At 60.7% G+C, this 14,469-nt stretch carries 13 protein-coding genes; 6 read left to right on the top strand and 7 right to left on the bottom strand.

Annotated features, from left to right (window positions below; all coding sequences use genetic code 11):
- Nucleotides 1-427: 427 nt before the first annotated feature.
- The 4 genes from QRN20_RS06815 (at nucleotide 428) to QRN20_RS06800 (ending at nucleotide 3,065) form a co-directional block, all read left to right on the top strand.
- Nucleotides 428-1,324 (top strand): chemotaxis protein, encoded by an 897-nt coding sequence (locus QRN20_RS06815; protein ID WP_025995037.1) that lies wholly within the window; start codon nucleotides 428-430, stop codon nucleotides 1,322-1,324.
- A 62-nt stretch (nucleotides 1,325-1,386) separates the two neighbouring features.
- Nucleotides 1,387-1,848, top strand: coding sequence for a GNAT family N-acetyltransferase (locus tag QRN20_RS06810; protein WP_029241984.1), 462 nt, complete (start codon nucleotides 1,387-1,389; stop codon nucleotides 1,846-1,848).
- A 43-nt stretch (nucleotides 1,849-1,891) separates the two neighbouring features.
- Nucleotides 1,892-2,215: a hypothetical protein gene (locus QRN20_RS06805; protein ID WP_029241983.1), complete on the top strand. Its 324-nt coding sequence runs from the start codon at nucleotides 1,892-1,894 to the stop codon at nucleotides 2,213-2,215.
- 97 nt (nucleotides 2,216-2,312) lie between these two features.
- On the top strand, nucleotides 2,313-3,065 hold the full coding sequence (locus QRN20_RS06800) for a YkgJ family cysteine cluster protein (RefSeq protein ID WP_088235848.1): 753 nt from the start codon (nucleotides 2,313-2,315) through the stop codon (nucleotides 3,063-3,065).
- A 1-nt stretch (nucleotide 3,066) separates the two neighbouring features.
- On the opposite strand, the gene QRN20_RS06795 is transcribed toward QRN20_RS06800, so the two are convergent.
- The 7 genes from QRN20_RS06795 to QRN20_RS06765 form a co-directional block, all read right to left on the bottom strand.
- Entirely contained in the window at nucleotides 3,067-3,297 is a 231-nt protein-coding gene (locus QRN20_RS06795) for a hypothetical protein (RefSeq protein WP_029241981.1), read from the bottom strand.
- Between the two features lie 93 nt (nucleotides 3,298-3,390).
- On the bottom strand, nucleotides 3,391-4,395 hold the full coding sequence (locus QRN20_RS06790) for a fimbrial protein (RefSeq protein WP_122575676.1): 1,005 nt from the start codon (nucleotides 4,393-4,395) through the stop codon (nucleotides 3,391-3,393).
- A gap of 1 nt (nucleotide 4,396) precedes the next feature.
- Nucleotides 4,397-5,176, bottom strand: coding sequence for a fimbrial biogenesis chaperone (locus QRN20_RS06785; protein WP_029241979.1), 780 nt, complete (start codon nucleotides 5,174-5,176; stop codon nucleotides 4,397-4,399).
- The gene (locus tag QRN20_RS06780) at nucleotides 5,167-7,731 is read right to left on the bottom strand and encodes a fimbria/pilus outer membrane usher protein (RefSeq protein ID WP_122606689.1); all 2,565 of its coding nucleotides are present in this window, start codon (nucleotides 7,729-7,731) and stop codon (nucleotides 5,167-5,169) included. Before QRN20_RS06780 ends, QRN20_RS06785 begins: the two co-directional genes overlap by 10 nt.
- A 79-nt stretch (nucleotides 7,732-7,810) precedes the next feature.
- On the bottom strand, nucleotides 7,811-8,557 hold the full coding sequence (locus QRN20_RS06775; RefSeq protein WP_029241977.1) for a fimbrial biogenesis chaperone: 747 nt from the start codon (nucleotides 8,555-8,557) through the stop codon (nucleotides 7,811-7,813).
- Nucleotides 8,558-8,618: 61 nt separating this feature from the next.
- The gene (locus QRN20_RS06770) at nucleotides 8,619-9,203 is read right to left on the bottom strand and encodes a fimbrial protein (protein WP_029241976.1); all 585 of its coding nucleotides are present in this window, start codon (nucleotides 9,201-9,203) and stop codon (nucleotides 8,619-8,621) included.
- 336 nt (nucleotides 9,204-9,539) lie between these two features.
- Nucleotides 9,540-9,926 (bottom strand): hypothetical protein, encoded by a 387-nt coding sequence (locus QRN20_RS06765; protein WP_063625689.1) that lies wholly within the window; start codon nucleotides 9,924-9,926, stop codon nucleotides 9,540-9,542.
- Between the two features lie 278 nt (nucleotides 9,927-10,204).
- Between QRN20_RS06765 and QRN20_RS06760 the strand changes: the two genes are divergently transcribed.
- Both QRN20_RS06760 and QRN20_RS06755 read left to right on the top strand, forming a co-directional pair.
- The gene (locus tag QRN20_RS06760) at nucleotides 10,205-11,371 is read left to right on the top strand and encodes an efflux RND transporter periplasmic adaptor subunit (protein ID WP_029241975.1); all 1,167 of its coding nucleotides are present in this window, start codon (nucleotides 10,205-10,207) and stop codon (nucleotides 11,369-11,371) included.
- Entirely contained in the window at nucleotides 11,368-14,469 is a 3,102-nt protein-coding gene (locus tag QRN20_RS06755) for a multidrug efflux RND transporter permease subunit (RefSeq protein ID WP_122606691.1), read from the top strand. Before QRN20_RS06760 ends, QRN20_RS06755 begins: the two co-directional genes overlap by 4 nt.

Genomic DNA, 14,469 nt, shown 5'->3' with positions numbered 1-14,469 from the left:
TGGCTGAAGGGCCAGAACGCCCGACATGCTCAGCCACCTGAGGATGGGACGCGCAGTGTAGAATCGCCCGCCCCGGATCGCACGCGATAATCATCTTCCGGCCCCGACAACTCAAGGGCGCAACGGCCGTACGGGCGAATCTGCCTGCCGGATGGTTGTGCACCTGCGAGGCAGCGTTGCCGCCGCGCCGTGCGGACGGTTTCTGCGCAGCGATCGAATCTCTTCCTTATATATAGAAGCGTGCGTCAGTTTGTCGCACCCCTTCTATATATAGAAGGGCGCGGTATTTTGTCGCACCTCGGGTTTTGACCCTGCAAAGCGCTATCCTTTAAAAATCCTAAAGCCACACCGACGCGGGTCGATAACCTCTCAGAGAAAGATGTTTGTCGCCTCCAGGCGACGAAACACCTATAGCCAGAAGGTTCATATGTCCAAGAACGTCCGAGCAGATTCACTTTCGCTGCTCCTCTTCACGTTGCGCAGCGGCAAGCTGATGGCGATCAATCTGCTCAAGGTCAGCGAAATCATCCCCTGCCCTGCCCTGACTCATCTGCCGGAATCGCACCCGCACGTCAAAGGCATCGCAACACTGCGCGGCTCATCGCTGTCGGTCATCGACCTGAGCCGAGCCATCGGCGAGCGGCCGCTTGCCGACCCGGATGGCGGCTGCCTGATCGTCACCGACGTCAGCCGTTCCAAGCAAGGTCTGCATGTGCAGGCGGTCAGCAAGATCGTGCACTGCCTGACCACCGATATCCGCCCGCCGCCCTACGGCTCGAGCAGCAAGTCGTTCATCACTGGCGTCACCCAGGTCGACGGCGTGCTGGTGCAGGTGCTGGACATCGAAAAAGTGATCCACGGCATCGCCCCGGCACAGATTGTCGTGCAATCGGCCGAACTGGCCAGGGAAGACGCCGAAGTGCTGGCTAAAGCGCGCATTCTGGTGGTCGATGACAGCCAGGTCGCCCTGCAGCAGTCGATCATCACGCTGCGCAATCTGGGCATCAACTGCCACACGGCCCGCAGCGCGAAGGAAGCCATCGATGTCCTGCTGGAGCTGCAAGGCACGGCAGCGCAGATCAATGTCGTGGTGTCCGATATCGAAATGTCGGAGATGGACGGTTACGCCCTGACCCGTACCCTGCGCGATACACCGGACTTCAACGACCTGTACATCCTGCTGCACACGTCACTGGACAGTGCGATGAACAGTGAGAAGGCCAGGATCGCCGGTGCCAACGCCGTGTTGACCAAGTTCTCTTCACCCGAGCTGACCAAATGCCTGATCGAGGCCGCCCGCACGGTCGTGGCTCAGGGCATCTGATCCACAGACCGCTCGCCACGGCGCCGGATCCCGACGATGCCTCGCCAGACCATTGCTGGCTGATGCGTCGGGATCTGACCGCAGCGATACCGCTCGCGCCCTGGCCGCCGGGCGTCACTTGCGTCAGCTTGACGCCCCGACACAGTCTTCAGGCTCACAGCCTTCTGACGCAGAGTCATCTGTTGGAGGACGGGCAGTGGCTGCACCACCCGGACTGGCTCGACGCTTTCGAGCACAACCCGGAGTTCGACCGGTCACGCTGTTTTGTGGCAATCGACAGCGATCGAGTGGTGGGAGTGATTACCTGCTGGACCAGCGCCTTCATCAAGGATCTGGCCGTGTACCCGGATTACCGGAACAGAGGGATCGGCGCGGCGTTGCTCCACCATCTGTTCGTCCATCTGAAGCGTTGTGGCGAGGCGGCAGTCGATCTGAAAGTGATGGAAAACAATCAGGTCGCAAGGCGTCTTTATGAAAAATCAGACTTGTCCTACGTCGCTCGTCTGGCAGTTATGCGGAACTGATCTGGCATAATTTGCGCCCGAAACATTTCACGTGGAAACCGAGATGAAAGCATCCCTTCTGTTGCTGGCAGGTCTGGCCGTAGTCGCCACCCACGCCAGTGCCTCGACACCACAAGCCTGGAGCGCGTTGGACAAGGCGATGCTCGACAGTTGCCTGAAAGCCAGCCAGCTCAAGAACGTTTCAGCCGTCGGCAACAGCGCCCAGTTTGATGACCGGGTCGGCTACAGCGCGCTGCTGTTGAAAGGTCGCTATCCACAAAAACACATGAACAACCGCCCCGGCACCGAGCTGTGTCTGTACAACCGTAAAAGCAGACAGGCCAGCGTGACCGAGTGGGACAGCATCACCCCGTCGCCTGCCCGCTAGACCTGTGGCGCGCAACTTGCTTCATGGCCTGCATCAGTCGGAACGATGACAGCCTTGTCGTCACCCCGGCGCCCGTCATGCACAGGTTACCGACCCAATGAACACCCAGTTTTCCTGCACAGGTTGCGGCGGCTGCTGCACCGATCATCACGTACCGCTGACACTCACCGAAGCCACGCAGTGGGCGGCGGACGGCGGTACGGTGATCGTGCTGACCGAAGCCTTTCTCGGTAACGGTTATGGCGTTCCCGAAGCGCAATTGACACACGCCACCCGACGCTCGACCGAAGTGAACAGTGGCCTGACCACCGCCTACGTCGCCATCACCTTCGCCGCCTACAACGTGGGTCGCTGCCGGAATCTTGACGACCAGAACCTCTGCGGCATCTACGAGCGTCGCCCGCTGGTGTGCCGGATCTATCCGATGGAAATCAATCCGCACATCCCGCTGCGTCCTGAAACCAAGGGCTGCCCGCCGGAGGCCTGGGAACAGGGTCCCGATCTGATCGTTGGCAACACGCTGGTGGACACGCAACTGATGGCGCTGATCGAGCAGTCACGCCAGGCAGACCGGGATGAAATCGAGGCCAAGCAGGCAATCTGTCAGACGCTGGGAATTCGCACCACGGCCCTCAAGGGCAACGGTTTCGTGGCGTACCTGCCGGACATGGTCGCCTTCGCGGCAGCCATCGAGCAGGTTGCCAGCCACGAGAGCAAATTATCGGCAAAAGCCGACTGGGAATTTCATGTCGCAGGCCAGACGGTCATCGACACGCTGCAGGCGGCAGGTGCCGACGTGACCCTGAGGGAACCGGTTTCCTACCTGTTCATCCCGCTGCAGGCAGCCTGACTCAGCGCTTGCCCATGGAACGACGGGTTCCGGACGGCGCGGCACCTGGCGTTTTGTGATGGCCGGATTTGTTCGATTTCTGATACCAGGCCTGATCCTTGTCTTTTTTGGCCTGTGCGAACTCCGACGGCTTGAACGGAAAGCTGAACGGGGCAATCGCAGCCTTCTTGTCGGCAGCGTCTACGGAGTCGATTGCGGCTTCTTGAACAGAGGGTTGTTCAGGAGTGGTCATGGTGTCACCAGAAAGTCGAAATGGCCGGGCGAACGCCCGCGGTCGCGCAGCATACAGCAAACCTCGAACGCCCGCCCGAGCCTCCTGTCGCCCTCACCGATAGAACAGATCCACCATGATTTGCGCATCAAAGGGCCCGACCTGCGGCCGACCGCTGTTCCAGACCAGTTCGGCATTGAAATCCGCTCTGGAAGCCTGGGTATCGTCCAGCAATTCGGCCATGTGGAACGGTTCGTTGTAGCGCAGGGCCTTGCCTCCCAACGCACCGCTGATGCGGATGCCCAGCGACTGATTGCCGGCTGGCAGCAACAGATCGCCCGCGCCCGAAATCATGCCGCTCACCGGACGAAAACGCGCATTGATGCTGAAAGGTGAATCGCAGTTGCGACGGGTCAGCAGTGAAAATGGCTGAGTGGCGAAAACCTTGCCAACGGCGACGTTCTTGATGGGTAACGCACCGAACTCCACGGTCTGTGGCATCACTTGCAGATCGGCGTCGCAGGCCACGAAGCGAAGACCGGTGAGGCTGTCGATCACATAACTGAGACTGCGCCCCGGCAACGGTTGCAGACCGGCACCGCTGTCGAGCTGGAAGAAACGGTAATCGAGCAGAGTGCTCGCGACGCCCGATGGCGGGGTTGCGCCGAACTTCTGGATGAACACCGAAAACGGCAGATTGAAACGGATTTTGGGGCAATCGTCGATGTTCGCATCGCCTTCATGGCACGCAGGCAGGTACTGCCCGGTGGAAACCCGTCCGCTGCCTTGCACATAGTCAATTCCCCTGTAGGTCAGACCCGCACGAATGCCCTGTCCGATCATGATGTTGTCCGGGTTCAGGTACAGGGCAATCTCCTCCTGAAGTGCCTGTTGACCATCCTTGGCACACTCGACCTGGATGTTCATGGGCTCGGAGCGCCAGACCACTTCGCCGTTCGGGACCGTGGCAGGAATGGCCACCGTACTGCTCAACTGAGCATGAACGAGGGTTTCGCCCGCACCCTGTGTCTTGCAGACCAGCGCAAACGCGGGCGCAGGGCTCAGTAGCATCAGCAATGCGACAGCGCTGAACCGGCGGCGCACAAAGAAAGATTTCATATCAGCAGGATTCCTGATGAGAGTGGTTTTCCAGAAGACGGGCGCGCGACGATGCCTGGCCGTTCAAATGCACGCAGTAGCCACGCAGGCCGCCATAGTCGGTCAGCGCCTTGAAAGCGAGACGGCGCAGGCCGGGCCGTTGCGTGCTCGCCGGGACCGGCAATTCGATCCGCGCACCGGGGGCCAGCAACAGGTGGTCGCTGACCTGAACACCCTCCAGGCTCAGGGATTCAAGGGAGACGTGGTAAGCCGTAGGGTTGCTGACCTGCAGCTGCGTCGTGCCCGTTCCGTCATGCGTCACCGCCCAGTCCAGCCGCTCGGTGGACTCGGCCGGATCGCCCGGCAGCCCGACGGGTCGGTAAAACACGTTGATGCGCTGACGTACGGCGATCGTGAGCTGGCGCCTGCCGGGCTCATGCCGAGGGATTTCAAGCACCGACAGGTGCAGCAGGGACTCCCGGTCCTCGGGCATTCCGGCCCCCTGGTACAACACACGCACGGCCTGTCTGCCGCCCGCACCGATACGCGAAAGGGGTGGCGTCACCACAAAGGGCAGAATCCGGGTCGATGCCGATGACGTTTCGTCATCCAGCGGATCACTGAGCCAGGCCTGAACAAGTACCTCGTCCTGCCCGGGGTTGCGCACCTCCAGGCTGACCTCCCGGTACCGGCCATCGAAGATCAGCCGCGTTCCGGTCAGCGACAGCGCTCCCTGTGCGCAGACACTGGTCAGCGACAGCACCGCCAGAAGCATGAGTCGGTAAGCGCAGGTCATTGGCACGTCACCTTGAGCCGTTCATAGGCCCGTGCCGGGTCTCTGGGCGGCAGCACGAAAGGCGCTTCGCAACGCTGATCCGACCAGCGAACGTGCAAACGGCCGCTGTCCTGATCACTCAACACCAACGCCTGACTGCTCGGGTCCACCACCGCGAGCGCCCTGCCCTGCCCGTCCTCGACACTGGCCCCGAGCGGCACCTTGCTGCCATCGGCGCGCACCAGTTCAAACTGCACGCGGCGACCCACCGCCGCCTTGAAGCGCACCAGCGGTACGGCTCCGCGTCGAGGCACGATCTGGGTGATGGCGCTTTCCAGATCGATGTCGGCGCCCAGTTGCCGAGTGTCCAGGCTGACCCAGTTAGTGCGATACGGCTGCGCATAGGGCATCACCGCATAACTGTTGGCGGCGGTGGCCACGTTGTTGAACGACCTGAGCCGCGCCCCTTCGACATCCGGCACATGCACCAGCGCAAAGGTTTCACCCAATGGCTGGCCCAGATTGACGCCACCCGCGTGAGCGACGACAGAACCGGTAGCACTCAGGGTCAACGCGTCATAGTCCTGGCCCTGGCTGTAACCGGCCTCGAACCGACCGTAAGGCAGGGTGGTATTGACCTTGCCCGCGCCGTAACTCCCGGAACGGCTGTCACGTCCGGTCTGCACGGAGTAGAACGTGTCGCGATCATCCATTACCTGACCATTGAGGCCCGCCTGCACGCTGTAATCGCCAGCACTGCTGCGCACCCCATTGAACGACAGGCGTGACGAACCCGGACTCGTGCCCAGCGGCAGGGTCACACTGAAAGCGATCCGAGTGTCCGGGGTCGCATCACCCGAACGGCCGAAGTCCTGATTACGCTCCACGGACAGGCTGTAATTGAGACTGCGCCAGGCCGCGTTGTACGACAGATAAAGCTGCCGGGTCTTGCCGGGCAGGTTCCAGTAGCGCTGCTCGGAAGCCGTCAGGCTCAGGGAGGCATTTTGCGCAGGCAGCACCTGAGTGACGTTGAGCTCCAGCCGGTCCCTGGGCTGGCCGCCCGGGAGGCCGTTCACTGGGTCCCCCGTCTCGCTGACGTGCTGATTGAGCGTCCGGTATTGTTCGGTGGAATAGCGATACCCGGCGATGGCCAGGGTGGTGTCCGTCACATCCAGTGTATTGGCATAGCGAACCCGCAGGCTCTGGCCCGCAAGCGTCTGCGGCTTCTGCTGACTGACCGAATGGGTGATATCCAGAGAGACTGCGCCAACACCGGTGTTCACCCCGGTACCGATGTTCGCGGCGTGATAATCCTCGGCCAGTTGCAGCCCGCCGAAGCCGGTCATTCGTTCTGACAGACCGTAGATCAGCGCGGAGCTGGTGAAGGCCGGAGAATCCTGACCGTCGTTGTCGACCTGCCCGGCAGCCAGGCTGAAGCGCAACGCACCTGCTGGCACCATGATCGGCAGCGACGCATACGCCTGGGTGAATGAACGTCGGCGGCCATCGGCTTCAATGATCGTGACCTCAAGATCGCCGTTGGAACCGCTGGGGTAAATATCCGTGATTTCGAAGGGACCGGGTGAAACGTTGCCGCTGTACAGCAGGAATCCGTTCTGGCGAACCTCGACCGTGGCGTTGGTCTCGGCAGTGCCACGGATGACTGGCGCATAATTGCGCTCACTGTCAGGCAGCATGCCATCATCCGAGGCAATCGACGCACCTCTGAAGCGAACGCTGTCGAACACCTGCGAATCGCTGAATGTCTCACCCAACGTCAACTGGCTTTTCAGGGCGGTGATGTCGCGCTGAGCGAACGTGCGATTGCCCCGATAACGCCATGAACGATCGGCGCCATACAGCAGTGAAGACTCGTTGCGCAGCCGCCAGGCGCACAGGTTCACACCGTTGCGCAGTCCCATGTAGTACTGGTCGGAATCGAGGTTCTGATTGCGCCGTCTGACGGCATTGGCGTTGTAATTGACGAACGCCGCGGGCTCGCCCTCGTCCCACAACTGCGGTGAGACATAACCTCGGGCACTGCGCGCCATCACCGCCTGCGGAACGCTGATGTTCAGGCGCAAGGCACCGGGATGGTAGTCGACTCTTGCAAACTCGACCTGCGCGGGCAGGTCGAAGCACGCTTCGTCCGGCTCGCCGGTGACAGGCAAACGGGCCGGATCGAGTCCGAAACCCTGCAACATCTCAAGCGTCAGGCAAGGCTCGATCTGGCCGGAACGCCGGTTTTTCGAAAATGCCACATCACGCCGTCCGCTCAGCGTCCGGTTCACGTAGATGTCCACGCGGTAGATACCCGGCAGAACGCTGTTGGCGCGCAAAAATTCTTTCAGGTCCGGGGGCTGCTCGCTGCCCTGAATGAACGCGGTATTGAACTTGACCGGGGTCGTGATAGCCGGGCCATCCGGTCCGGCCGCGAAGGCGGTGCAAGAGCAGCTCAGCACCAGACTGATACAGACTCGACTGCGGCGCGATACCCACGTGGTACGGGGTCTCGAGCAATGTCCGGGATACAGGCGAACAGACTGTGCAATGACGCCCATGTCTTTTTTGTGCCATTCCATAGCGATCTTTACTCTACTTTGGATATATCGCACGCCGCGCAATCCTTCGCACAGACGCAGGGCGACAGGACCGGCCCGGCTAGCGCGCCGCAGCCTTGCTTGCGTAAATGACTCCGCCGTCGTCGAGTCGGGCCTGATAAGGGTCCTGTCCGCCGAAATCGTTGATGCTGATAAAGCTCAGATCCAGTGGCACCGCAGCGCTCTTGCCCCGCAACGGCAGGCTCAGGCTCTGATGAGGCGCAAGCATCTGGCGGTCAAGACTGGCCAGTTCGGTGCCGCGCTGACGAACCGAAACCCGCAACATCGACACGTGATAGGGCCCTGGGTTTTCAATGGACAGCACATCACCTCCGGCCCAGCGCCAGCGCAGTTTTTCGGGTGCCTGCAACGGATCACCGCCCAGCCCCTGGGGCCGAAAAAACACCTTGATGCGTTGCCGTATCGCGATTTGAAGCGTGTTTTCTGCAGCGGTCTGGGGTATTTCCTGAACATTGAGCCACAGCACCGACTCGCGGTCGGTCGGCAGGCCGGCGCCGGAATGGATGATGCGCAGCAACTGTTTGCTGCCACCGGCCATACGCGCCAGGGCTGGCGTGACAATGAAAGGCAGATCCGGAGTAGCCTGTGTACCGACCGCGCCAGGCGTCTCAAGCCAGGACTGCAGAAGGATTTCTCCACTGCCGCTGTTCTGAACTCCGAGGCTCGCTTCCTTGTCGCCCCCCTGATAAATGACCCGCGTCGTGTTCAGCACGATGCCGGCCTGAGCGAAAGACATGGTCAATCCCATCGCAAGCAGCACGATGTAACGAAAAAAGTCGAGAAGCATACTTGGCACCCGCCTCTGATGAGCATGAAACAGGGCGAGCGAAGCCCGCCCTGTCAGGCCGTTACTCGTAATCCATTACGAACGGCATGAAGCCATCGGCGTTACCAGGATTGGTCGGCGTGCCGTTGAGCACGTAGACCGCGCCAAAGTTGATCTCGGCAGTTGCGCCACCGACACCATCCTTGACCAGCGACGTGTCGATGGTTTCGCTGCCACTCAGGTCCATCAGCACGCTGGAAGCATTGAGAAGACCGATACCGACACCGTCCGCCGCACCGGTGGTGCGCAACAGTTTCGAATCGTTATTGTCCAGTCCACTGCCGTTGCGAGCGGTGAACCGCATCTTCACCATGTTGTACTGATCGGCACCTGCACTGCAGTTGACCAGTAATTGAATAGGTGTGGCGGTTTCATATTTGGTTTCGCTGGAGAGGCCGATATCGGAAAACGAAACGTTGCCCAGATCGACATTGATCTCACCCGGATTATTACCGGCGCTCACGCCGGTGCCCGGCGCCACATCGCAAGAGATATTGGTGAGTGTGCCATTGAAGATCAGTTTGCCGTTGTTTGCCGCATTGGCGGTGCCCGCCAGACCCAAACTTATAGCGCCCATGACTGCCAGTGTCAGAGAAAGCTTTCTCATGCTAACTACCTTCCTTGTGTTATTTCGTGTGTGCCCATGTTCGGACGGCGAGCACTATAGGTCTCGAACTTTTTGACCGCTGTCAGGGGGATTACTTTGAATGAGCGGACACGACCACACGCCACGCAGGATGCATCTGTAGGAATAACCAGAATAACCGTACAGGCCACGGTTTCAGAGCGTTACAGGTAATACCCAAGCACATACATCAACCAAATGATTGCCGCAGGCATACTGAATAACAAAAAAGGAAAGTACGCAGGAAAACTGCATTGTCGGACAATAACCTGTCGCCGCTGAAGAGGCGACAGGTTATTTGATAAGCGGCAGGGGAGTTTATTGATACGTCAGCGTTACCACGCCGGCACGAGCCGCCACCGTCGGCTGTCCGGCTGTCGATGAAACAGGCAAGGCCGGCAATTCCTGATAGACGGCAACAAAGGGAGCGCTGTTATCGGCGCACGCATCTTTCACTGTACTGATCTGTATCGTAATGCCCGGCGAAACTGTCAGTGAACGCAGGTCCTTATTTGCCGAGCCCGGTGCTGATGCCGATACTTCGCAACTCGAATTGACGACACTGCCATGAAAACTCAGGGTACCGTCACGGGCGAGCGAAAGACTGGAAGCCAGCAGCAACGGAATAAACACAGTTGTCGCCATACCGGAAGGCGTGGACAGGATTTGCAGAACGCTCCTGACGGCTGATGCCTTGCTGTTCATGCCACACCTCACGGATAAAATGCTTGATAACAGTTAAGTCGAAGAAAAATCAGAGAACAGAAGTTAGCGCATGAAAATGTAGGATTTATCTGAGGACTCACTCATGATCCGATACGTCATCCCCTCTATCGTTGTATCGCCCCGGAGCCGGATTTCTTGATCGGTGTTTCCTGACATTCCTGACAGCTGAAAGTCATTCTGCTGACCGTGTTTGCAGGCTATAAGTAACACTTGAAACTCGCTGCCTTTCACATTGACTCTTCCGGCGCCTTCCCCGCATGCGTAAACAGACCCTCACCGTCACAGCCTTCGTCATCCTCGCTGCCCTGGTCGCGATTGTCGGCTGGAACCTGCTACGCCCTGCCAAGGCCCACAAAAGCGCGCCAGCCGCCGTTCCGGTCAAAGTCGTGACCGTCGAGGTCGAAGACGTGCCGCGTTTCGTGACCGGCATCGGTTCAGTGCTGTCGCTGCAAAGCGTCGTGATTCGCCCGCAAGTGGACGGCATTCTGACCAGAGTGCTGGTCAAGGAAGGCCAGCAGGTCAAGGCCGGAGAGTTGTTGGCAACGCTGGACGACCGCTCGATCCGCGCGTCACTGGAGCAGGCCCGTGCGCAACTGGCGCAGAGCAAGGCACAACTCGACGTCGCCCAGCTTGATCTCAAGCGCTATCGCCAGCTCACTGAAGACAACGGTATTTCGAAGCAGACCTACGACCAGCAACAGGCGCTGGTCAGGCAGCTCAGCGCCACAGCGCAGGGTAACGAAGCAAGCATCAATGCCGCGCAGGTCCAGCTTTCTCACACACAGATCCGCTCGCCGGTCAGCGGCCGGGTCGGCATTCGCAATGTCGACGAAGGCAATTTCATGCGGGTCACGGATGCCGCCGGGCTGTTCTCCGTCACCCAGATCGATCCTATTTCCGTGGAGTTCTCACTGCCGCAGCAGATGCTGCCCACCCTGCAAGGGCTGATCGCCGACCGCACGAGCGCGGTGGTCAAGGCCTATCAGGGTGACAGCGCTGCCAACGGCCTGTTACTGGGCGAAGGCACACTGTCGCTGATCGACAATCAGGTGTCGGCCACCACCGGGACGATCCGCGCCAAAGCGCAGTTCAACAACCCCGGTGAGCGGTTGTGGCCGGGGCAACTGGTGACGGTAAAGATCCAGACCGGCATCGAACGCGATTCGCTGAAGGTAGCGCCTCAAGTCGTACAGCGCGGCATGGACCAGCATTTCGTGTACCGGGTCACAGCGGATAAAAAGGTCGAAGTGGTGCCCGTGAAAGTGCTGTATCAGGACAGTGAACAAACCCTGATCAGCGGCCCGCAGGCAGGAGACACACTGGTCAGTGACGGTCAGTCCCGACTCAAGCCCGGCACCACCATCGAAGTGGTGAAGGGCGCGGTAGAGGAAGACCGCACCGCACAAGTGGAGCGCGCGCAATGAAAGGCCGGGGTTCGGTGTCCGCATGGTGCATCGACCATCCGGTCGCCACTCTGCTGTTGACCTTTGCGCTGGTGTTGCTGGGTGTCATCGCCTTTCCGCGCTTGCCGGTTGCGCCATTGCCGGAAGCGGAATTCCCCACGATCCAGGTCAGCGCCCAGCTTCCCGGTGCCAGTCCTGAAACCATGGCCTCGTCGGTCGCCACGCCCCTTGAAGTGCAGTTCAGTGCGATACCAGGCATGACGCAAATGACGTCCAGCAGTGCGCTGGGGTCAACCAACCTGACGCTGCAATTCACCCTCAACAAGAGCATCGACACGGCCGCGCAGGAAGTGCAGGCGGCGATCAATACCGCCGCCGGACGCCTGCCCGCTGACATGCCCAACCTGCCGACCTGGCGCAAGGTCAACCCGGCCGACAGCCCGGTGCTGATCCTGAGTGTCAGCTCCAGCCTGATGCCGGGCACCGAACTGAGCGACGTGACCGAAACCATTCTGGCGCGACAGCTCAGCCAGGTCGAAGGTGTGGGTCAGGTGTTCATCACGGGTCAGCAGCGCCCGGCAATCCGCGTGCAGGCCGCGCCCGAGAAACTCGCCGCTTTGGGCCTGACCCTCGCCGACATTCGCCAGGCCGTGCAGCAGACCAGCCTGAACCTGGCCAAGGGCGCGCTGTACGGCAAGGACAGCATTTCGACCCTGTCCTCCAACGACCAACTGTTCAAGCCGCAGGACTACGCGCAACTGATCGTGTCGTACAAGGATGGCGCACCGGTGCACTTGAGTGACGTGGCGCGGGTGGTCAACGGTTCGGAAAACGCTTATGTAAAGGCGTGGTCCGGCAACCAGCAAGGCGTCAACATCGCTATCTTCCGCCAGCCCGGCGCCAACATCGTCGACACGGTGGACCGCATTCAGCGTGAATTGCCGCGCCTGCAGGAAATGCTCCCCGCCGCTGTCGATGTTTCAGTGCTCAACGACCGGACGCGCACCATCCGCGCCTCGCTGCATGAAGTGGAGCTGACCCTGCTGATTGCTGTGCTGCTAGTGGTTGCCGTGATGGCGCTGTTCCTGCGTCAGCTCTCCGCGACGCTGATCGTCAGCGCCGTGCTGGGGGTGTCGCTGATTGCCAGTTTCGCGATGATGTACCTGCTGGGGTTCAGCCTGAACAACCTGACGCTGGTGGCAATCGTGGTCTCCGTAGGATTCGTCGTGGACGACGCCATTGTGGTGGTGGAAAACATCCACCGGCACCTGGAAGCCGGACAAGGCATGCGCGAAGCGGCGATCAAAGGCTCGGGCGAAATCGGCTTTACGGTGGTCTCGATCAGCTTCTCGTTGATCGCAGCGTTCATTCCGCTGCTGTTCATGGGCGGCGTGGTCGGGCGTCTGTTCAAGGAGTTCGCCCTGACCGCCACGGCGACGATCCTGATTTCGGTAGTGGTTTCGCTGACCCTGGCGCCGACACTGGCTGCGTTGTTCATGCGTGCCCCGTCGCACGCCAAGCATTCACGACCGGGCTTCGGCGAGCGTTTGCTCGCCACTTACGAGCGAGGCCTGCGCAAGGCTCTGGCGCACCAGCGGATCATGCTGGGCATATTCGGCCTGACACTGGCCCTGGCCGTGGTCGGCTACATCGTCATTCCCAAGGGCTTCTTTCCGGTACAGGACACCGCCTTCGCGCTGGGCACCACTGAGGCGGCGGCCGACATTTCCTACCCGGACATGGTGGAAAAACACCTCGCGCTGGCGAAGATCGTCGGCGCCGATCCTGCGGTCCTGGCGTTTTCCCATTCGGTCGGCGTGTCAGGCAGCAACCAGACCATCGCCAACGGGCGTTTCTGGATCTCGCTCAAGCCCCGCTCGGAGCGCGATGTGTCGGTCAGCGAGTTCATTGATCGCCTGCGTCCCAGGCTGGCCAAGGTGCCGGGCATCGTCCTGTATCTGCGTGCCGGACAGGACATCAACCTCAGTTCCGGCCCGAGCCGCAGCCAATATCAGTACGTACTCAAGAGCAACGACGGGCCGCTGCTCAATACCTGGACCCAGCGCCTGACCGAAAAGCTGCGAGAAAACCCCGCGTTCCGCGACCTGTCCAACGACCTGCAACTGGGCGGCAGCGTGACGCACATCGACATCGATCGCAGCGCGGCGGCACGTTTCGGGCTGACCACCGCAGACGTGGATCAGGCGTTGTATGACGCGTTCGGCCAGCGGCAGATCAGCGAATATCAGACCGAGGTCAACCAGTACAAAGTGATCCTCGAACTCGATGCCCGACAACGTGGCAAGGCGGAGAGTCTGGCTTACTTCTACCTGCGCTCGCCGCTGACCAATGAGATGGTGCCGCTCTCGGCACTGGCCAAGGTCGGCGCGCCACAGATGGGACCGTTGTCGATCAGTCACGACGGCATGTTCCCTGCCGCAAACCTGTCCTTCAACCTCGCTTCCGGGGTCGCACTCGGCGATGCCGTGCGCATGCTGGACGAGGCCAAGGCCGAGATCGGCATGCCGGCGTCGATCATCGGCAGCTTCCAGGGGGCAGCGCAGGCGTTCCAGAGTTCGCTGGCCAATCAGCCCTGGCTGATCCTCGCGGCACTCGTGGCGGTTTACATCATTCTGGGTGTGCTGTACGAAAGCTTCGTGCATCCGCTGACCATCATTTCGACGCTGCCGTCGGCAGGCATCGGCGCGCTTCTGTTGCTGTGGATGATGGGGCAGGATTTCTCGATCATGGCGCTGATCGGCGTGGTGCTGCTGATCGGCATCGTCAAGAAGAACGGTATTCTGCTGGTGGATTTCGCCCTGCAGGCGCAGCGCGAGCAAGGGCTGACGCCACAGGAAGCGATTTACGAGGCCTGCATGACGCGCTTCCGGCCTATCATCATGACGACTCTGGCGGCATTGCTCGGCGCGCTGCCGCTGATGCTCGGCTTCGGCGTCGGTGCGGAGCTGCGCCAGCCTCTGGGTATCGCCGTAGTGGGCGGTCTGCTGGTGAGCCAGCTGTTGACGCTGTTCACCACCCCGGTCATTTATTTGCAACTGGAGCGGCTGTTCCACCGGCGTCATCCTGCGCCCGCGCCCGCACTGGCCATTCACGAGTGA

Origin of the sequence: Pseudomonas sp. fls2-241-TYG-175 (genome assembly GCF_030209155.1) — a bacterium.
In the GTDB taxonomy this organism is placed as follows: Bacteria; Pseudomonadota; Gammaproteobacteria; order Pseudomonadales; family Pseudomonadaceae; genus Aquipseudomonas; species Aquipseudomonas viridiflava.
This window is presented reverse-complemented; position numbering and strand designations above follow the sequence as displayed.

Bases quoted from the DNA above. Each gene is read 5' to 3' on its own strand.
- QRN20_RS06790 (WP_122575676.1), bottom strand. From the start codon at position 4,395: ATGAAATCTTTCTTTGTGCGCCGCCGGTTCAGCGCTGTCGCATTGCTG.
- QRN20_RS06795 (WP_029241981.1), bottom strand. From the start codon at position 3,297: ATGACCACTCCTGAACAACCCTCTGTTCAAGAAGCCGCAATCGACTCC.
- QRN20_RS06765 (WP_063625689.1), bottom strand. From the start codon at position 9,926: ATGAACAGCAAGGCATCAGCCGTCAGGAGCGTTCTGCAAATCCTGTCC.
- QRN20_RS06800 (WP_088235848.1), top strand. From the start codon at position 2,313: ATGAACACCCAGTTTTCCTGCACAGGTTGCGGCGGCTGCTGCACCGAT.
- QRN20_RS06760 (WP_029241975.1), top strand. From the start codon at position 10,205: ATGCGTAAACAGACCCTCACCGTCACAGCCTTCGTCATCCTCGCTGCC.
- QRN20_RS06815 (WP_025995037.1), top strand. From the start codon at position 428: ATGTCCAAGAACGTCCGAGCAGATTCACTTTCGCTGCTCCTCTTCACG.
- QRN20_RS06780 (WP_122606689.1), bottom strand. From the start codon at position 7,731: ATGGAATGGCACAAAAAAGACATGGGCGTCATTGCACAGTCTGTTCGC.
- QRN20_RS06770 (WP_029241976.1), bottom strand. From the start codon at position 9,203: ATGAGAAAGCTTTCTCTGACACTGGCAGTCATGGGCGCTATAAGTTTG.
- QRN20_RS06810 (WP_029241984.1), top strand. From the start codon at position 1,387: ATGCGTCGGGATCTGACCGCAGCGATACCGCTCGCGCCCTGGCCGCCG.
- QRN20_RS06755 (WP_122606691.1), top strand. From the start codon at position 11,368: ATGAAAGGCCGGGGTTCGGTGTCCGCATGGTGCATCGACCATCCGGTC.
- QRN20_RS06775 (WP_029241977.1), bottom strand. From the start codon at position 8,557: ATGCTTCTCGACTTTTTTCGTTACATCGTGCTGCTTGCGATGGGATTG.
- QRN20_RS06805 (WP_029241983.1), top strand. From the start codon at position 1,892: ATGAAAGCATCCCTTCTGTTGCTGGCAGGTCTGGCCGTAGTCGCCACC.